The sequence below is a fragment of the Gemmobacter fulvus genome (assembly GCF_018798885.1).
In the GTDB taxonomy this organism is placed as follows: domain Bacteria; phylum Pseudomonadota; class Alphaproteobacteria; order Rhodobacterales; family Rhodobacteraceae; genus Gemmobacter; species Gemmobacter fulvus.
Map to the genome: position 1 here is coordinate 206,706 of NZ_CP076361.1, position 17,655 is coordinate 224,360.

The following is a 17,655-nucleotide window of genomic DNA, read 5'->3' on the forward strand; positions in this document are numbered from 1 at the left end:
TCCGCCGGGCCTTGGTGTTTGTCGCGCTGTGGGTTGATCAGAAGATCGAGATGTCGTTTTCCAGAGCGGCAAGTTTCATGTTGTTGATGATCAGCGTGTCGCCATCTTCAAACGTGAACAGCACATTGCGGCCGTTCTGGCTTGCGAATTCCAGGGCTTCTGCGGCGGTGGTGAAGCCCAGATCTTCGCTGAGCGACAGGGTGTCGACATTGTCGCGGAAGTCCATAACGCGGTCGTCGCCGGTGCCGAGGTCCAGCACGAAAGTATCCGCGCCCGAGCCGCCGATCATCGTGTCATTGCCTGCGCCGCCGAAGATCATGTCGGCGCCTTCGTTGCCGTTGATCCGGTCTGCGCCGGAGTTGCCCTCAAGCACATCTGCGCCGGTGCCGCCGGTGATCACATCGTTGTCGTCGCCGCCGACGAGGCTGTCATTGCCGGCACCGCCCAGAATGGTGTCATCGCCCGCGCCGCCATCCACAAAGTCGATGCCTGCGCTGGCTTCAACGCGGTCATTGCCGTCGCCGCCAAACACGGTGTCATCGCCGAAACCGGCCAGGATCTTGTCGGAGTTGGCTTCGCCCAGCAGGCTGTCATTGCCGTTGCCGCCGACCAGCGTGTCCAGACCGTTGCCACCCGAGATGCTGTCGTTGCCGTTGTCGCCCTTGATGCTGTCATTGCCGCCGCCACCCGAGGCCACGTCATTGCCCACGCCGAGGATGATCTTGTCGTTGCCCGCCATGCCCGTCACGACATCATTGCCCGCGCCGGTGTTGAGGGCAGTCGTGCTCCAGTCATCATGCAGGGCGTTGCCGGTCACAACGTCATTTTCGGTCTTGCCGTCATAGGAATCGAGCATCTCGATCTTGAAGGTCGCGCCCGGACGCGGGCTTTCGCGCATGTCGGTCAGTGCCGAGCTGATGGTCACGCCGCTGAGGAACGAATTGTAAGCGGCGGCGCTGGCGAAGGTCGGCAGCGTGTCGCCGCCCAGCGCGAAGAAATGGCGCTGGTTGGAGGTCCCTGCATCCACTTGAAGCACCAGCGTGCGGTTGCCGTCGCCCCAAGTATAGACAGCGATGCTGGCATCATCTTCCAGATCCAGACGGGTGCTGCCGATCGTGACGCTCAGCGGCGCGGTGCTGCCACGGGACAGCTGGATTTCGATCGGCGAGAATGCGCCCGACGCCGGGGTGGTCAGTGCGTATTTGAGCGCGTGGTTGCCGCTCACGACGTAATTGAGCGAGGTCGCGGCAACGCCCGTCGGGGTGCCGCTGGTCGTGGTCACGCTGAAGCCGGAAAGAGTGTAAGTGGTCATGCCTTGTCCTCTGTGTGCAAAAAAGGTTGTGTCTGCCCCTGTGAGGCATTGGTTAATGTCGGACGCAGGCGAAATTGTGAAATTTGCGTGTTCAGATCAGCATATATTGAGGGCGCACACGCAAAACGCGAAGTTTCAAGGTCAGCGCCGGGGCAGGCTGCGCATCAGCAGCGTGCCCAGCACGGTCAGGCCACAGATCCCGAAGGCCAGCGGCACCGGCGTGCCATCGAAGGCAAGGCCCAGCGGCACGGCAAGCGCCACCGCCAGAACCGTGGCAATCGCCCCGGTGACCGAGGCGGCCATACCCGCGATATGGCCCACCGGCTCCAACGCCAGCGCATTGAGATTGCCGAGCGTCAGCCCCGCCATCATGAACACGCTGACCGTCCAGCCGATATAAAGCCCGAACTGCACCTCTGCGGGCAGATCGGCCCCCAGCATCAGCAGCGCAAAGCCAAGCGACAGCAGCGCCTGTGTGGTGAAGGTGACTGTCACCAGAAAGCGCATGCCCAGCCGCACCACCAATGCGGCATTGATCAGGCTGGCACTGCCCGCCAGCACCGCGATCAGCGCAAACCACAGCGGAAAGCTGTCGGCCCGGTTAAAGGTGACATCGAAAATCTGCTGGGTGGAGGACAGCGTGCCGAAGAGGCAGGCAAAGCCCAGCGTTTGCGCCGCAATCGCGGTTTTCACCACCCGATGCGACAGAACCTCGCGCAGCGCCTGCCACAGGCTCGACAGACGCAGCGAACGGCGGGCGGTGGGCAGCAAGGTCTCCGGCTGGCGCAGGCCCAGCCAGACCACCGACAGCGCCGAAAACACGATGAAGGCCAGAAAGATGCTGCGCCAGCCAAAGCCTGCAATGATGGCGCTGCCCGCAAGCGGGGCAACCGCCGGCACCAGCGTGAAGATCATCATGGCAAAGCTGACGACGCGGGCCATTTCGCGGCCCTTGTAGATGTCGCGCACCAGAGCCAGCGACACCACGCGCGGCCCCGAGGCCCCAAGTCCCTGCACCACCCGCGCCAGCAGCAAGGTTTCCAGACTGGGGGCAACCGATGCCAGAAAGGCCGCCGCGCAATAGAGCACCGCGCCGCCCAGAATGATCGGCTTGCGCCCGAAACTGTCGGACAGCGGGCCTGCAAAAAACGTGCCGAGCCCCATGCCCAACACAAAACTGGTAACGATCAGCTGCGATCTGTTCGGATCGAGCGGCGTCAGTTCGCGCGCGATCTCGGGCAGGGCGGGCAGCATCGCGTCAATGGAAAAGGCGATGGTGGCAAACAGCATCGCGATCAGCGCGATGAATTCGGTCGTCGACAGGCGCTGCGGTTGCATGGATCAGCCACGCGCCAGTTCTGCGATCACCTGCGCCCAGAGTTTCGGGGGCTGCGCCCCCGACAGCACATGCTGATCCGCGACAATGAAGGTCGGCACCGCCGTGATGCCCTTTTGCCGGGCATGGGTTTCGCGGGCGCGCACGGCATCCTTGTCTTCATCGGTGGCGAGCAGCCGCAGCGCCAGCGCCCGGTCCATGCCCGCCTCGGCCGCCAGATCGGCCAGTACCTCCTGCGCGCCGATATCACGCCCCTCGCGCCAATAGGCACGGAACAGGGCCGAAACCATGGCGCTTTGCCGCCCCTCAAGCCCGGCCCAATGGATCATGCGATGTGCATCGAGCGTATTCGGCACCTTGTGGATGGCGGCAAAGTTGAAGGTCACACCGGCCTCGCGCCCCAGTTCCTCCAGCCGCAGATGGGCCGCCACCGTGCGCTCCTGCGTGCCGAAGATGCGCAGCAGATAGCTTGCGCGATCCACGCCTTCGGCAGGCATCAACGGCGCAAGCTGGAACGGGTGCCATTCGATTGTGAACGGATGGTCGGGATGCGCCTCAAGCGCGCGGTCCAGATTGGCCTTGCCCAGATAACACCAGGGGCAGACGGGATCGGAAAAGATATCGAGCCGGATCATTCGGGTCTCCATGCCGCAGCCAGGGCGCGGCGGTTCAGTTTGCCATTGGCATTGCGCGGCAGGGCCACGACATGCTGCCAGAGGCGCGGTTGTCGGTAGCGCGCCAGCCGCTCGGCCGCGAAGGCCGCGAGCGTCGCCGGATCAAGCGGTTGCGGGGCCACATAAAAGCAGGCGACGACCTTGCTGCCGGGTTTCACCTCGACCTCGGTCACCGCGATGTCCTGCACGCCGGGCAGACCGGCCAGCGCCGCCTCCACCTCTTGCGGCGACACCCGGTAACCGCCGGGGTTCATCTGGTCATCGTCGCGGCCCAGATAGGTCAGCGCGCCATCCTTACGCATCACCGCCAGATCGCCGGTCAGAAACCAGTCGCCACGGAAGCGCGCCGCCGTTTCCACCGGATCCTGCACATAGTGCAGCATCAGACCCGGATCATGGCGCGATACCGCCAGCATCCCGGCCTCGTCCCGGGGCACGGGCTGGCCGTCATTCCCCAGAATGGCAATGGCGCGGCCCGGCTGGGCATAACCCGCGCAGCCTTCGGGGGCGGGGCGGCCCGGTGCGCCAGAGATGAAGGTGGAACATTCCGACATGCCAAGCGCTTCGTGCAGATCGGTGCCAGTCGCGGCGCGCCAGGCCTGGCGAAGGGCTGGGGGCAGGCTTTCTCCCGCGCTCAGGCCATGGCGCAGATGAGGCAGGGCAGGCAGCGGCGCGCGCAGCATCTGCCGGAACACGCCCGGCGCTGCGGCACAGATCGTGGCCTCATACTGCTGCAACAGCCGGGGCAGCTGGTCTGGCGTGACGCCTGCGCCGGGGATCAGTGCCGTCGCCCCCAACGTCCAGGGATCCATCAGCCCGGTGCCCAGCGTATAGGTCCAGTTGAAGGCCCCGGCGTGCAGCAGCCGGTCCTCTGGCCGCAATCCCTCCCAGCCCTGATGCATCATCCGCCGCGCCCAGATGGCGCGATGCGCATGGCATACCGCCTGAGGTCGGCCCGAACTGCCCGAGGTGAAGATCACATAGGCGGGGCGGTCTGGGTCACCCATCGCCCAGTCACAGGGGGCGAGGGCGGCCATGTCCGCCAGCGCTGCGGCGGCAAGCATCGGCACCCCCGGTGCCTCGGGCAGGGCCACATCGTCGCCCGCGATGATCAACTGCGGGTCAACCCGCGCCGACATGCCGGTGATCTCTGCCGTTGTCAGCTGTGACGAGGTGGGCACCGGCACCAGACCGGCGGCAATCGCCCCCAGAAAGGCCACCGGAAAATCCGGCGTATTGCCCAGCCGCAGCAGCACCCGGTCGCCGGGCACCAGCCCCAAGGCCAGCAAACCCCGGCCCGCACCGCGCACGGCGGCAATCAGACGTGCGTAGTTCCAGCTGTCACAGCCATCGGGCCGGACGATCTGCATCGCCTGCCGGTCGGGCCGGGTGGCCCCCTCTGCCAGCACATATTGCGCCAGATTGAACGGCGCGGGGCAGGGCACGGACACCCCTGGATCGGATACAGACAGCATGTCATCTTGCTAGCCGCCCGAGGGAACCGTTGCAAGCCAGCGTGACCTGCCGTAATGCACAGCGCCATGCGCAATATCGAACCGCCCTCGCTGATCCGTATTGCCCGCGAGTCGGGAACAGAGGCTTCGGTCGAGCCGCTGAACCTTGGCACGCGGGTGCGTGAGTTGCGAAAGGCCAAGGGCTGGACGCTGGAACAGGCGGCCTCCAAGGCCGGGCTGGCGCGCTCCACCCTGTCGAAAATCGAAAACGGCCAGATGTCGCCCACCTATGAGGCGCTGAAAAAGCTGGCCGAGGGGTTGGCGATTTCGGTGCCGCAACTGTTCACGCCGCCCTCCAAGGCGCAGGTGAACGGGCGGCTTGCCGTGACCAAATCGGGCGAGGGGCAGGATCACGCCACCGCCACCTATGAACATGAACTGCTGGCCGGGCCGCTGCGGGCCAAGCAGATGCTGCCCTACCGCGCCACGATCCGCGCCCGCGACATTGCCGAATTCGGCGGCTGGGTGCGCCATGACGGCGAGGAATTCCTGTTCGTGCTGACCGGGGTGGTGCGGCTTTATACCGAATTCTATGAACCCGTGGATCTGCGCCGGGGCGACAGCGCCTATTACGATGCCTCGATGGGGCATAATGTGATCAGCCTGTCCGAAGAGGATGCAACCCTGCTCTGGGTCACTTCACTGGTCTGACGGCCCAGTGGCGTTGCGTCGCAGCTGCGCGTGATTGTCGCAGCCCGCCGCGCGGCCTAGGCTGCGGACATGGCCGGGGAGGCATGAGCGATGCGGATTGCGATTCTGACGGACATCCATGCCAACCGCGAGGCCTTTGCCGCTGTTCTGGCCGATGTCGAAAACCGCAAGGTGGACCAGATCGTGCTGCTGGGTGATATCGTCGGCTATGGCCCCGACCCGGAGTGGTGCTGTACCCGCGCCATTGCGCTGGTGCAGGCGGGCGCGCTGGCGGTGCAGGGCAATCACGATGCGGCGGTGCTGAAACCTGATACCGCCATGAACATCACCGCCCGCCGGGCGATGGATTGGACGCGGCCGCGCCTGTCACCAGAACAGGCCGGGTTTCTTGCCGGTCTGCCGCTTCGGCAGCGGCACGAGGATCTGCTGTTCGTTCATGCCAGCGCCCATGATCCGCAGGACTGGATCTATGTCAGCTCGGCCCAGCGGGCGATGCCGTCGTTCCGGGTCTGCCCCGAGCGGGTGATCTTCTGCGGCCATGTGCATGTGCCGGCGCTGATCAGCTGCGATATGGGCGGCGGCGTGCAGGCGCAGCGTTTTCCCTTTGCGATGCCGGTGCCGCTGATCCGGTCGCGGCGCTGGCTGGCGGTGGTGGGAGCGGTGGGCCAGCCACGCGACGGGCGGCCGCTGGCCGCCTATGCGCTGATGGACACCACCAGCAACGAGCTGACCTTCTTTCGCATCCCCTATGATACCGCCACCACCGTTGCAAAGCTGCGCGCCGAAGGCCTGCCCGAAAGCCTTGCCATGCGTCTTCTGTCAGGAGCCTGAGCGATGAAAACCCGCCCGCATCCGGGATTGGAGATCGACGGCTTCACCCTTGGTGAAAAGCTGCATGAAGGCGGCTTTGCCACCATCTGGGAGGTGACACACGCGCTTTATCGCACGCCGCTGGTGATGAAGGTGCCGAAGATCCTGGATGGCTATGACGGCCCGACCATCGTGGGTTTCGAGGTGGAGCAGATGATCCTGCCGCGGCTGGACGGAGCGCATGTGCCGCGGGTGTTCGGCGTCGGTGATTTTTCGGTGATGCCCTATATCGTCACCGAACGGATCCCCGGCGAGTCGATGCTGGCGCTGTTCAAGACCGCGCCGCGCCCGCTGTCCGAGGTGATCGAGGTGGCCGCGCGCATGGCAGCGGCGGTGCATGACCTGCATCGCCAGCATGTGACCCATCTGGACCTGAAACCCGAAAATTTCCTGCAACGCCCCGGTGGCGAGATGGTTCTGGTGGATTACGGCCTGTCGCGCCACGATCATCTGCCCGATCTGCTGTCAGAAGAATTCACCATTCCGATGGGCACCTTTCCCTATATCGCGCCCGAACAATATCTGCGCTCGCGCAGCGATCCGCGCAGCGACATCTTTGCGCTGGGGGCGATGATTTATGAACTGGCCACCGGACGGCTGCCCTTTGGCAAGCCGGAAAAGCTGTCGGGGGTGCGCAAGCGGCTGTGGCGCGATCCGGTGCCGCCTGCGGCGCTGGTGCCCGGCCTGCCGGACTGGTTGCAGGAAATCATCCTGCGCGCGCTAGAGGTCGATCCCGCCAGACGCTATCAGACCGCCGCACAGATCCTGTTCGATCTGACCCATCCGCAGCAGGTGCGGCTGACCGACCGCGCGCTGCGCCGCAAGGGCGATGGCTGGCGCGTGGTGCTGCGGCGCTGGTGGCAGATGCGCAAGCGACGCAGCTTTGCCGCGCCGGTGTCGGTGCAGGCGCAGATCAGCAAGGCGCCGATCCTGCTGGTGGCGGTCGATCTGTCGCCCGAGATGGAACGGCTGGCCGATCAGTTGCGCGATACGGTGCAGCGGATGCTGGTCACCGAACCCGACACACGGGTGGCCTGTGTCAATGTGATCAAGACCCATCGCATCGCCATCGACAGCGCGGTGGACGATCAGGGCAACAACCTGCATGTCGCGCGGTTGGTGGCGCTGCGCCACTGGGCCGAAGGCATTGAACTGGGCGAGGACCGGCTGACCTTTACCGTGCTGGAAAACACCGATCCGGCGGCTGCGATCATCGACTATGCCCGCCACAACCACGTTGACCACATCCTGACCGGCGCGCGTGGCCATTCAACGACCCGGCGCTATCTCGGGTCGGTGTCCAGTCAGGTTGTGGCGCAGTCGCATTGCAGCGTGACGGTGATCCGTCTGCGCGACAGGGGGGCGGCAGAGGGCTGAACGGCGTCAGCCCAGCCAGCCTGCCACACGGTTCGCGCCGCCCGAAATATCACGCCCGACGCCATCCACGGTGGCGCAGCCTGCCAGCGCGGCCAGCGCTGCGATCAACAGCAGTTTCTTCAGGGTCATCGTCTTCTGCCTCAGTTTCTTGGTTCTTGTCGCAAGGCCGGGGTGCGCCCCGTGCCGTCAGTTTTTCACCCACCACACTTCGGGTTGAAAGCCGGGCCAGTCGCCATAGAGCGGCAAGCGGTCCGGATACTGGAACTCTTTACGATAGGCGAGCCGGGAAACCTTAGAATACCACAGCGGAATCACATATCTACCCGTGGTCAGCACAACGTCCAGCGCCTGTGTCGCCGCGGCATATTCGGCGGGATCCTCGGTGGTCAGGATCCGCGAGATCATCGCCTCGACTGCAGGCGAGGCAATGCCCGGCCAGTTGCGAGTGCCCGGTTCGGTCACACCCCGCGCGCCCCAATACAGCACCTGTTCATTGCCGGGGCTGAGCGACAGCGAGCGGATGAAATGGGTCATGTCGAAGTTGTAGGCGTTGGTGCGTTCCTTGTATTGCGCATTGTCCACCGTGGTGATGCGCGCGGTGATGCCCAGCCGTTTCAACGCCTCGATATAGATCGTCGCGGCGGATATCATCTCGTCCTGGCCCTGTGTCAGCAGGATTTCAAAGGCGAAGGGCTGGCCCGCCGCGTTTTGCAGCCGGCCATCCTGCACCGTCCATCCAGCCTCGGCCAGAAGGCGGCTCGCGGTCCGGATGCCCGCGCGGTTGGCTTCGGAGCCGTTGGACACCGGCAGGCTGTAGCCCTCCAGCGCGCCGGGCAGCAGATCGGCGGCAAACGGCTCCAGCAGCGCCCGCACCCGGCCTGTGGGGGCCTGTCCGATCCCCATGCCCAGATCCGAGTTGGAGAAATACGAGGTGATGCGCGGCTGCACCCCGCCATTCAGCGTCTGGTTTACCAGTTCAAAATTGAAGGCATGGATCAGCGCCTCGCGCACGCGCCAGTCGGCAAACAGCGGCTTGCGGGTGTTGAAGGCAAAGCCCTCGATACCCGAGGGGCGGCCATGCGGAATTTCGGCCTTGATCACCGCACCCGAGGCGACGGCGGGGAAGGTGAAATTGCTGATCCATTTCGCCGGATTGGTTTCCCGATAGCTGGAAATGCTGCCCGCCTTGAACGCCTCGAACAGCGAGGTGTCGGTGCCGAAATAGTCGATGCGGATTTCATCCAGATTGTGCTGGCCGCGATAGAAGGGCAGATCCTTGCCCCACCAATCCGCCCGCTTGCGAAAGCTGATGAAGCGTCCCGGCTCGAACGCCGCCACCGCATAGGGGCCGGAGCCGATCGGTGCCTCCAGCGTCGAGGCCGTGAAATCGCGCCCCTGCCATTGCGCCTTTTTCAGGATCGGGCGCAGGCCAAGGATCAGCGGCAGTTCCCGGTCGGGGGTGTTGAAGGTAAAGCGAACGGCCTGCGGTCCGGTGATCTCGGCGCGGGCGATCTTGGTCCAGGCCCCGGCATAGCGCGGCTGGCCCTGGGTGCCCAAAGTCTCGAACGACCAGATCACATCTTCGGGAGTCACGGCAGACCCGTCCGAGAATCGGGCCTCCGGGCGCAGGGTATATTCGACATAGCTGCGCGCGGCATCGGTCTGGACCGATTCGGCCAGAAGCCCGTAAAGCGAGAAGGGCTCATCCAGACTGCGACCCAGCAAGGTCTCGACCGTGTAGGTCGTCACATGGATCGGCGCGTTGCCCTTGACGATGAAGGGGTTGAGGCTGTCAAAGCCGCCGCCTTCACCGAACACGATGCGCCCGCCCTTGGGGGCATCGGGGTTCGCATAGGGAAGCGACACAAAATCAGGTGGAAGGGCAGGTTTTCCATACATAGCTATGGCATGCGAGGGTGAGTCGCCAAGCGCGGGCCATGCCAGCAAAATCAGCCCCGCACCCAGCCAGATCCGGCGCAATGCTGTGAAAAAGTCCTGTCTCATCCGCGCAACAATCCCGTCATCGCCTGTTTTTCTTGGGCCGGACACTACGGCGGCTTCTGAACCTTTTCAAACTTTTAACTTGGCCAGCCGCCTTTGGAGGGGTATAAGGGTCTCACTGCTCGATAGGTTTCTTGCCTGTATGAAACCTGCCTCAATAACTTAACGCCGGCTTCGCGCCGGCGTTTTTTTCTTTTGGGCCAGCTGTGATCCGGCTGCAATCGACGATCCCGCCAGCCGCCGCCGATTGGCGAAAAGCCGCCCGCACCACTGCCGCCCGCGCTTTGCGCTGCGTTGCGGCAAGAGGGGGCTATCATCCTGCCGGGCAGCACCTATGTTGGGGCCACAAGTGTCAAAACGTGGAGTGAAGCGATGATCCTCAAAGGTAAACGTGCCGTCATCACCGGGTCGAATTCCGGTATCGGCCTTGGCATTGCCGAAGAGCTGGCAAAGGCCGGGGCGGATGTGGTGATCAACAGCTTCACCGACCGCGACGAGGACCATGCGCTGGCGGCACGCCTCGCCGCCGACTATGGCGTGACCGTGCGTTATATCGCTGCCGACATGTCGAAGGGCGATGACTGCCGCGCGCTGATCGAAAAGGCCGGGGGCTGCGATATTCTGGTGAACAATGCCGGGATCCAGCATGTGGCCCCGGTGGATGAATTCCCGGTCGACAAGTGGAATGCGATCATCGCGATCAACCTCAATTCGGCCTTTCACACCACCGCCGTCGCCCTGCCGGGGATGCGGGCCAAGGGCTGGGGCCGGGTGGTCAATATCGCCTCGGCGCATGGCCTGACCGCCTCGCCGTTCAAATCCGCTTATATCGCCGCGAAACATGGCGTGGTCGGCCTGTCAAAAACCGTGGCGCTGGAAACGGCGGGGCAGGGTATCACCTGCAACGCGGTCTGCCCCGGGTATGTGCTGACCCCGCTGGTCGAAGCGCAGATCCCCGATCAGATGAAGGTGCATAACATGGACCGCGAAACGGTGATCCGCGATGTGATGCTGCAACGCCAGCCGTCGCGGCAGTTTGCAACGGTGGAACAGATGGGCGGAACGGTGGTGTTCCTGTGCAGCCCGGCGGCAGATCAGATCACCGGCACCACCATATCCGTTGACGGGGGCTGGACCGCATTGTGACAATCCGCCTGAACCTCGCCCTGCAGGGGGGCGGCGCGCATGGCGCCTTTACTTGGGGGGTGCTGGACCGGCTGCTGCAAGAGCCTGACATCGAGATTGCCGGGATCACCGGCACCTCGGCCGGGGCGCTGAATGCGGCGGCGCTGAAGATCGGCCTGCTGGAAGGCGGGGTGCAAGGCGCGCGCGACAGTCTGGACCGGCTGTGGGGCGATGTGGGCGAATTGGGTGATCTGCGGGTGACGCGCTGGATCAGCGCCACCTTCCCGCTGGCCACCGCGATGACCGAGGCGGTGGCGGCCAGTCTGCCGGTATCGCCTGCCGGGCTGGCCGCGCAGCTGTTCACGCCTTACGCATGGGGGCCGCTTTGGCAGAACCCGCTGCATGAGGTGGTGGCGCGGTTCGATTTCACCAAGCTCTGCGCGGGCGAGGGGCCGGATCTGTTCATTTCGGCCACCAATGTGCGGTCGGGCAAGATCCGCGTCTTTGCCGGGGCCGAAATCTCGCCTGCGGTGCTGCTGGCCTCGGCCTGCCTGCCCACGGTGTTTCAGGCGGTGGAGCTGCGCGACCCGGCCACCGGCCAGGATGAAGTGTTCTGGGATGGCGGCTTTACCGGCAATCCCGCGCTGTTCCCGCTTTATCAGCCGCATCTGCCCGATGACATCCTGATCATCTCGATCAACCCGCTGCGGCGCGAGGCGGTGCCGATAACGCCGGTTGAAATTCAGAACCGCATCAATGAAATCAGCTTCAACGCGGCGCTGCTGGGCGAATTGCGCGCGGTGAATTTCGTCAAGCGGCTGATTGCCGAAGGGCGGATGCCCCGAGGATCCATGAAGGATCTGAGCCTGCATCTGATCGCGGATGACAGCCTGATGAACGAATTGGGCGCGGGCAGCAAACTCAGCCCGTCACCAGCGCTGCTGACCCGCCTGAAATCCGCGGGGCAGGCGGCCTGCACCGCGTTTCTGGCCGAACACCGCGCCTGCCTTGGCCAGCGCAGTTCCGTCGATCTACGCGGCCTCTTCGGTTAACAGCGCCCGCACATCTTTGTTGCCGGGCGACACCAGCCCGGCAGACACGATCAGCTTCACCGCGTCATCCGCCTTCATGTCGAGCAGGATCACATCTTCTTCGGGCACATAGAGCAGGATACCCGAGGTCAGCGGGGTCAGCGCCACAAACACCGCCAGCATCGGTTTGTCTGTGGGGAGTTTTGTGGCGATCTCGCCCTTGGCGGTGGTCGCAACAAAGCCGACGGCCCAGGAACCGGGGCGCGGAAATTCCACCAGACAGGTCTTGTCGAAGCTTTTTTCGGATTTGGCAAAGAAGGTTTCGGTGATCTGCTTGAACCCGCCATAGACCGAGCGCACCACCGGCATCCGGTCCACCAGCGCCTCGCCCTGCGCGATCAGCGACCGCCCGATCAGCCCCTTGGCGATCCAGCCGATGGCGACGGTGAACACCAGAAACACGATGACACCGACACCCCGCACCGGAAAGGTGGCCTCCGGTCCAAGGTAATATTCCACCAGTTGTTCGGGGCGCCAGGACCATGGGATCAGCGGCAGGATCCAGCTGTCGATCCAGCCGACCACCGTATAGACCAGATAGATGGTCAGCCCGATCGGCAGCACCACCACCAATCCTGTCAGAAAACTGGCCCGCAATCCGGCAAACAGCCCGCGCTTGCGGGCGGGGTGGTGGTGTTGGTCTTCCATGAACCCTCCTGAGACGGGAGGAATGTAGGGGCACCGGGGCGCACCTACAATCTCCAAGGCGGCAAATTCGCCGTCTTTGGCGCGCTCAGCCGCGTTGAGCGGCGATTTCTATCGCAATTGCCGCGCCAAGACGCGCGTTGTTCAGCACCAGCGCGATATTCGCCTCCAGCGACCGGCCTGCGGTGCGTTCAAACATGCGGTCCAGCAGGAAGGGTGTCACCTCCTTGGCGGCGATGGATTGTGCCGTGGCCTCGGCCAGTGCGGCCTCGATCACCGGGTTGATCTCTTCGCGGGCAATCTCGGCCTCGGCGGGGATCGGGTTGGCGACCAGCTGCCCACCGGGCAGGCCCAGCGTGCCGCGCATCAGATGTGCTGCGGCAATCTGCGCGGCACTGTCCATGCGCAAGGGCGCCTTGATGCCGGACGAGCGCGACCAGAAGGCCGGAAACTCATCCTGCCCATAGGCGATGACCGGCACGCCCTGGGTTTCCAGCACTTCCAGCGTCTTGGGAAGATCCAGAATGGCCTTGGCCCCCGCCGCCACCACCGTCACCGCCGAGGCAGCAAGCTCCGGCAGATCGGCGGAAATGTCGAACGAGCTTTCTGCACCGCGATGCACACCGCCGATGCCTCCAGTGGCAAAGACATGGATGCCCGCCAGCGCGGCGCAGATCATCGTGGCGGCAACCGTGGTCGCCCCCATGTGCCCCATGGCCAGACAGGCTGCCAGATCGGCGCGGCTGAGCTTCATCACATGATCGGCCTTGCCCAGAGCGTCCAGTTCGGCATCGGTCAGCCCGATATGGATGCGCCCGCCCATCACGGCGATGGTGGCGGGCACCGCGCCATGGGCGCGCACCTCGGCCTCGACCGCGCGGGCCGCCTCGACATTCTGCGGGAAGGGCATCCCATGGGTGATGATGGTGGATTCCAGCGCGACGACGGGGCGACCCTCTTTCAGGGCGGCGGCCACTTCGGGCGTATAGGTCAACGGGGCAGTCATGATCCGATTTCTCCTGAAACATAGGTGGCAGCCGCGCGCAGCGCCGAGGCCAGCGCCGGGGCCCGCGCCGCGCCGCGCCGTTCGGCAACGATATGCGCGGCCATGAAAGTATCGCCCGCGCCAGTGATCCGGGTCACCAGAACCGGCAGCGGGCTGTCGCTGATCACACCGGCCCCGCGCGTGCCTTCGGCGCAGACAGCACCGCCATGGGTGACCAGAACCCGGTGCGCGCCGCGCGCCAGCAGGCCAGCGGCGGCCTCGGGGGCGCTGTGAAATTCGGTCGCGCAGAGGATGCTGGCCTCTTCGAGGTTCACATAAAGCGTGGCACGCGGATGGGCCAGCAGCGGCGTCAGCCGCTCTGCCTTGCCGGGGCTGGCCGGGGCCACCCGCAGATCGGCGGCGGCAAACAGCGGCGAGGCCGCAATCTGCGCCAGCAGGGCCTCGGTCAGATTGCCGTCCAGCGCGATCAACCCTGCCCAGGGGGCAGCAGCACTGCCCAGCCGCGCATCGGCCAGCGGGCGCAGGATCTTGTCGCCCGAGGCTTCGAGGGAATGGGCATCGGCAATCGCGGCGATCAGGCCATTCGCGCCTTCAATCGCCATATAACGGTCGGTCGGCAGATCTTCGGACCGATAGATGTGATCGGTGATCATGCCCATGCGCGCGCAGGCGGCGACCAGCTCGTCACCCTCGGCATCGCGGCCCACGGTGGTCAGCAGACCCGGCACCAGCCCGAAGCGGCGCAGCGTCATTGCGATATTCATGGCAACCCCGCCCGGCAGGCGGGTAATGCGGCCCGGCACATCCGATCCCAGCCGCATCGCGGTGGGAGAGCGGCCGATGATGTCCCAAAGGACAGACCCGATGCAAAGGATGTCTGGCTGTGTCATACCCGTCTTGTCGCCCAGCCACGGGCGGCGTGCAAGGGCGGTCCGTGGCGCATGTCGGGAGCCGGACTACAGGTATTTTGGCAAAAGCCGGAGCTGGCGCGCCAAGTTTCGGCGGGCGGGGTTGCAATCCGGGCGGGCAGGGGCTATGGCACCGCCACTTCACAGGCGAGGCTTGGGCTTCATGGGGGAGACATCCTCATGAGTCCGCCGGTTGGGTGCAAACCCTCAAGGCTTCGCCGAGGCGCAAACCGGAAAAGGATATGGACATGGCGCTCCCCGAATTTTCGATGCGTCAGCTGCTGGAAGCTGGCGTTCACTACGGTCACCAGACCGCACGTTGGAACCCGAAGATGGGTGAATTCATCTACGGCGACCGCAACGGGATTCACATTCTCGACCTGACGCAGACCGTTCCGATGCTGGATCAGGCGCTGAAAGTCGTGCGCGACACCGTCGCCAAGGGCGGTCGCATCCTGTTCGTCGGCACCAAGCGTCAGGCCCAGAAGCCGATCGCCGAGGCCGCAGAGCGTTGCGCGCAGTTCTACATGAACCACCGCTGGCTGGGCGGCACGCTCACCAACTGGAAAACCGTGTCGCAGTCGATCAACCGTCTGAAGCAGATCGACGAGCTGATGGCGCATGGCGCCGAAGGCCTGACCAAGAAAGAACGCCTGAACATGGAGCGCGAGCAGTCCAAGCTGCAAGCCTCGCTGGGCGGCATCCGTGAAATGGGCGGCACGCCCGACCTGATCTTCATCATCGACGTTGGCAAGGAAGACCTCGCCATCCTCGAAGCACAGAAGCTCGGCATCCCGGTTGTGGCCGTGGTTGACACCAACTGCTCGCCCAAAGGCGTGGATTACATCATCCCCGGCAATGACGATGCAGCCCGTGCCATCGCGCTCTATTGCGACCTGATCGCCCGCGCAGCCCTTGACGGCATGTCGGCGCAGCTTGGCGCCGCCGGTGTCGACCTTGGCGCGCTGGACGTGGCCCCGGAAGAAGAAGCTGTCGCCGAAGCCTGAGGCTTTGTCGCATGACTGTTGCCCGGCGGGGTTAACTCTGCCGGGTTTCATCCGTTTTCAGGAGATGTGAAATGACAATCACCGCCCAGATGGTGAAAGAACTGCGCGATTCGACCGGCGCAGGCATGATGGATGCCAAAAAAGCACTGACCGAAACCGCAGGCGACATGGAAGCCGCCGTGGATTGGCTGCGCACCAAGGGCCTTGCCAAAGCCGCCAAGAAAGCGGACCGCGTGGCCGCCGAAGGTCTGGTCGGCGTGGCCGTGTCCGGTGGCAAGGGCGTCGCTGTCGAAGTGAACTCGGAAACCGATTTCGTCGGCAAGAACGCAGACTTCCAGGCGCTGGTGTCGAACTTCACCAAAGCCGCCCTGAACGTGGCTGATGTCGACGCGCTGAAAGCGGCAGACCTGGGCGGCAAAACCGTCGAGGCCACGCTGACCGATGCCATCGCCATCATCGGCGAAAACATGACCCTGCGCCGGATGGCCGTGGTCGAAGGCGATTCGGTTGCTGCCTATGTCCACACCGCCGCGACCCCCGAAATGGGCCGCATCGGCGTGCTGGTGGCCGTGAAGGGCACCGACAACGGCATTGCCAAGCAAATCGCCATGCACATCGCCGCAACCAACCCGCTGGCCCTTTCGGAAGCGGATCTGGATCAGACCGTGGTCGAGCGTGAGCTGGCCGTGCAGACCCAGAAGGCGCTGGAAGAAAATGCGACTTCGGCAAAACCGAAGCCGGAAGCCGTGATCCAGAACAACATCATCCCGGGCCGCATGAAGCGTTTCTTCAGCGAAGTGACGCTGCTGAACCAGCAATTCGTGCTGAACCCCGATGTGACCGTGGGCCAGGCTGCCAAGGACGCGGGCGTCGAAGTTGTGGCCTTTGTGCGCATGGCTGTCGGCGAAGGCATCGAAAAAGAGAAAGAGGATTTCGCAGCAGAAGTGGCGAAAACCCTCAAAGGCTGATCCTGCCATTGGCCGGAGACCAGACGGCGCCTTCGGGCGCCGTTTTTTTATGGCCGGATTGCAAGGGTCGCCAAAAAAAGAAACGGTGCAGTCCCCAGGACTGCACCGTTTTTTCCCGCGCTCCTCATTGGGGATGAGGTCGGAGCGCAAAAAGGAAACCGGGCCAGAGGCGGTGACAATTACCGCATGACCAAGGTCGTCACCCGATCCGAAGACCGAGCGCCAGAGCAGGATCGGAATATACACCCTGTCTTGGCATGTCCCACACAGCCGAAGCCACCACTCTAGGACATGCCCTATGTGCCATAAGGATTGACGCTGCGTAAGTCCGGTATTCCTTACCCGCCGCCGTTCAGTTGCTCAACGAGGGGACCGGATGGTCGGGGTTGGCAGGCAGATTGGCCTTCGGCAGCAGGAAAATCTGGTTCAGCAAGGTGCCTTTGGCCACCGCCTGTGCCGTGGTTTCCACATCCAGCGCGGCGCGGGCCAGACGCAGGTGTTTTTCGACCATCGCCGGGGAAACCCCCATCAGCAAGGCGATGTCCTGCGTGGTCTTGCCATCCGCCACCCATTCCAGCGCCTCGCGCTGGCGGGCAGACAGCGGCCGCCGCCGCGTGGACAGCGGCAATTGGCAATTCTTGAGGTGCATCATATGCGCCACCGCCTCCAGCCCCGGCCCCTTGTCGCGCAAGATCGCATCCACCGCGTCATGGTCCAGCCCCGGATCGGCGGCCAGACCCAGCGCGCCTTTCTGTCGCTGCGAGGCTTCGGGAAAGCTGATGGTGAGACCCGCGCGCAACCCGAGGCGGGCATTCTGCCGCACGGCCTCGGCCTCGCCCGGGCGCAGGGTGCCCGCCGCCATATGCTCTTCGACCCAGCGCCAGGTGCAGATACCTTCATTCTCGACCGCCCACCGATACAGCGGCGTGCGGGCATAAAAGCCGTCGCGAAAATAGAAATGGCTGTATTCCGGGCTGAACGAGGTCAGATACAGCGCGTCATCCGGGTTGCCGATCGACCCCGCATGGCGGAACCGGGTGAAGCCATAATTGGCCCGCGCAAAGCCGCAGTCGGCAAAATAGGAAACCGCCAGATCCCACACCTCTGACACCGCAGTCGCAGCCGCAATCCGGTTCAGCAGAGGCAAAACAGTCATCACAATGATACGCT

General features: G+C 64.3%; 17 protein-coding genes. 7 read left to right on the plus strand and 10 right to left on the minus strand.

The features are described 5' to 3' along the window. Positions 1-37: 37 nt before the first annotated feature. The 4 genes from KM031_RS00905 to KM031_RS00920 form a co-directional block, all read right to left on the minus strand. Positions 38-1,312: a calcium-binding protein gene (locus tag KM031_RS00905; RefSeq protein WP_215504237.1), complete on the minus strand. Its 1,275-nt coding sequence runs from the start codon at positions 1,310-1,312 to the stop codon at positions 38-40. A gap of 141 nt (positions 1,313-1,453) precedes the next feature. Next, complete coding sequence (locus KM031_RS00910) at positions 1,454-2,650, minus strand: multidrug effflux MFS transporter (RefSeq protein ID WP_215504236.1); 1,197 nt, start codon at positions 2,648-2,650, stop codon at positions 1,454-1,456. Between the two features lie 3 nt (positions 2,651-2,653). After that, positions 2,654-3,283: a DsbA family oxidoreductase gene (locus tag KM031_RS00915; RefSeq protein ID WP_215504235.1), complete on the minus strand. Its 630-nt coding sequence runs from the start codon at positions 3,281-3,283 to the stop codon at positions 2,654-2,656. Further along, positions 3,280-4,797, minus strand: coding sequence for a class I adenylate-forming enzyme family protein (locus KM031_RS00920; RefSeq protein ID WP_215504234.1), 1,518 nt, complete (start codon positions 4,795-4,797; stop codon positions 3,280-3,282). The genes KM031_RS00915 and KM031_RS00920 overlap by 4 nt, the downstream gene beginning before the upstream one ends. 66 nt (positions 4,798-4,863) lie before the next feature. Between KM031_RS00920 and KM031_RS00925 the strand changes: the two genes are divergently transcribed. The 3 genes from KM031_RS00925 (at position 4,864) to KM031_RS00935 (ending at position 7,734) form a co-directional block, all read left to right on the plus strand. Continuing rightward, the gene (locus tag KM031_RS00925; RefSeq protein ID WP_215504233.1) at positions 4,864-5,487 is read left to right on the plus strand and encodes a helix-turn-helix domain-containing protein; all 624 of its coding nucleotides are present in this window, start codon (positions 4,864-4,866) and stop codon (positions 5,485-5,487) included. Between the two features lie 90 nt (positions 5,488-5,577). Then, the gene (locus tag KM031_RS00930; RefSeq protein ID WP_215504232.1) at positions 5,578-6,318 is read left to right on the plus strand and encodes a metallophosphoesterase family protein; all 741 of its coding nucleotides are present in this window, start codon (positions 5,578-5,580) and stop codon (positions 6,316-6,318) included. 3 nt (positions 6,319-6,321) lie between these two features. After that, positions 6,322-7,734, plus strand: a complete 1,413-nt coding sequence (locus KM031_RS00935) for a bifunctional serine/threonine-protein kinase/universal stress protein (RefSeq protein WP_215504231.1) — start codon at positions 6,322-6,324, stop codon at positions 7,732-7,734. Positions 7,735-7,740: 6 nt separating this feature from the next. Here KM031_RS00935 and KM031_RS00940 read toward each other — a convergent pair whose 3' ends face one another. Further along, positions 7,741-7,863 carry an entericidin EcnA/B family protein gene (locus KM031_RS00940; RefSeq protein ID WP_370879036.1) on the minus strand — a complete coding sequence of 41 codons (123 nt, stop codon included), beginning with the start codon at positions 7,861-7,863 and terminating at the stop codon, positions 7,741-7,743. Between the two features lie 57 nt (positions 7,864-7,920). After that, complete coding sequence (locus KM031_RS00945; RefSeq protein ID WP_215504230.1) at positions 7,921-9,738, minus strand: extracellular solute-binding protein; 1,818 nt, start codon at positions 9,736-9,738, stop codon at positions 7,921-7,923. Between the two features lie 369 nt (positions 9,739-10,107). On the opposite strand from KM031_RS00945, the gene KM031_RS00950 reads away from it, so the two are divergent. Further along, entirely contained in the window at positions 10,108-10,881 is a 774-nt protein-coding gene (locus KM031_RS00950) for a 3-hydroxybutyrate dehydrogenase (RefSeq protein WP_215504229.1), read from the plus strand. Beyond that, positions 10,878-11,912: a patatin-like phospholipase family protein gene (locus tag KM031_RS00955; RefSeq protein WP_215504228.1), complete on the plus strand. Its 1,035-nt coding sequence runs from the start codon at positions 10,878-10,880 to the stop codon at positions 11,910-11,912. Before KM031_RS00950 ends, KM031_RS00955 begins: the two co-directional genes overlap by 4 nt. Here KM031_RS00955 and KM031_RS00960 read toward each other — a convergent pair. The 3 genes from KM031_RS00960 to KM031_RS00970 form a co-directional block, all read right to left on the minus strand. Continuing rightward, positions 11,892-12,599, minus strand: a complete 708-nt coding sequence (locus KM031_RS00960) for a DUF502 domain-containing protein (protein WP_215504227.1) — start codon at positions 12,597-12,599, stop codon at positions 11,892-11,894. The two genes, KM031_RS00955 and KM031_RS00960, sit on opposite strands and share 21 nt — an antisense overlap. A gap of 85 nt (positions 12,600-12,684) precedes the next feature. Continuing rightward, positions 12,685-13,602: a pseudouridine-5'-phosphate glycosidase gene (locus KM031_RS00965; RefSeq protein ID WP_215504226.1), complete on the minus strand. Its 918-nt coding sequence runs from the start codon at positions 13,600-13,602 to the stop codon at positions 12,685-12,687. Then, the gene (locus tag KM031_RS00970; protein ID WP_215504225.1) at positions 13,599-14,492 is read right to left on the minus strand and encodes a PfkB family carbohydrate kinase; all 894 of its coding nucleotides are present in this window, start codon (positions 14,490-14,492) and stop codon (positions 13,599-13,601) included. The genes KM031_RS00965 and KM031_RS00970 overlap by 4 nt, the downstream gene beginning before the upstream one ends. Positions 14,493-14,752: 260 nt before the next feature. Here KM031_RS00970 and rpsB point away from each other — a divergent pair, with 260 nt between their 5' ends. Further along, complete coding sequence (gene rpsB, locus KM031_RS00975) at positions 14,753-15,517, plus strand: 30S ribosomal protein S2 (RefSeq protein WP_215504224.1); 765 nt, start codon at positions 14,753-14,755, stop codon at positions 15,515-15,517. A gap of 71 nt (positions 15,518-15,588) precedes the next feature. Continuing rightward, positions 15,589-16,485 (plus strand): translation elongation factor Ts, encoded by an 897-nt coding sequence (gene tsf / locus KM031_RS00980; RefSeq protein ID WP_215504223.1) that lies wholly within the window; start codon positions 15,589-15,591, stop codon positions 16,483-16,485. A 352-nt stretch (positions 16,486-16,837) separates the two neighbouring features. On the opposite strand, the gene KM031_RS00985 is transcribed toward tsf, so the two are convergent. Further along, positions 16,838-17,641 (minus strand): helix-turn-helix transcriptional regulator, encoded by an 804-nt coding sequence (locus KM031_RS00985; RefSeq protein WP_215504222.1) that lies wholly within the window; start codon positions 17,639-17,641, stop codon positions 16,838-16,840. Positions 17,642-17,655 lie beyond the last annotated feature (14 nt).

Coding starts and splice junctions, on each gene's coding strand:
- KM031_RS00960 (WP_215504227.1), bottom strand. CDS start 12,599: ATGGAAGACCAACACCACCACCCCGCCCGCAAGCGCGGGCTGTTTGCC.
- KM031_RS00910 (WP_215504236.1), bottom strand. CDS start 2,650: ATGCAACCGCAGCGCCTGTCGACGACCGAATTCATCGCGCTGATCGCG.
- KM031_RS00905 (WP_215504237.1), bottom strand. CDS start 1,312: ATGACCACTTACACTCTTTCCGGCTTCAGCGTGACCACGACCAGCGGC.
- KM031_RS00965 (WP_215504226.1), bottom strand. CDS start 13,602: ATGACTGCCCCGTTGACCTATACGCCCGAAGTGGCCGCCGCCCTGAAA.
- KM031_RS00930 (WP_215504232.1), top strand. CDS start 5,578: ATGCGGATTGCGATTCTGACGGACATCCATGCCAACCGCGAGGCCTTT.
- KM031_RS00935 (WP_215504231.1), top strand. CDS start 6,322: ATGAAAACCCGCCCGCATCCGGGATTGGAGATCGACGGCTTCACCCTT.
- KM031_RS00950 (WP_215504229.1), top strand. CDS start 10,108: ATGATCCTCAAAGGTAAACGTGCCGTCATCACCGGGTCGAATTCCGGT.
- KM031_RS00915 (WP_215504235.1), bottom strand. CDS start 3,283: ATGATCCGGCTCGATATCTTTTCCGATCCCGTCTGCCCCTGGTGTTAT.
- KM031_RS00945 (WP_215504230.1), bottom strand. CDS start 9,738: ATGAGACAGGACTTTTTCACAGCATTGCGCCGGATCTGGCTGGGTGCG.
- rpsB (WP_215504224.1), top strand. CDS start 14,753: ATGGACATGGCGCTCCCCGAATTTTCGATGCGTCAGCTGCTGGAAGCT.
- KM031_RS00970 (WP_215504225.1), bottom strand. CDS start 14,492: ATGACACAGCCAGACATCCTTTGCATCGGGTCTGTCCTTTGGGACATC.
- KM031_RS00940 (WP_370879036.1), bottom strand. CDS start 7,863: ATGACCCTGAAGAAACTGCTGTTGATCGCAGCGCTGGCCGCGCTGGCA.
- KM031_RS00920 (WP_215504234.1), bottom strand. CDS start 4,797: ATGCTGTCTGTATCCGATCCAGGGGTGTCCGTGCCCTGCCCCGCGCCG.
- tsf (WP_215504223.1), top strand. CDS start 15,589: ATGACAATCACCGCCCAGATGGTGAAAGAACTGCGCGATTCGACCGGC.
- KM031_RS00925 (WP_215504233.1), top strand. CDS start 4,864: ATGCGCAATATCGAACCGCCCTCGCTGATCCGTATTGCCCGCGAGTCG.
- KM031_RS00985 (WP_215504222.1), bottom strand. CDS start 17,641: ATGACTGTTTTGCCTCTGCTGAACCGGATTGCGGCTGCGACTGCGGTG.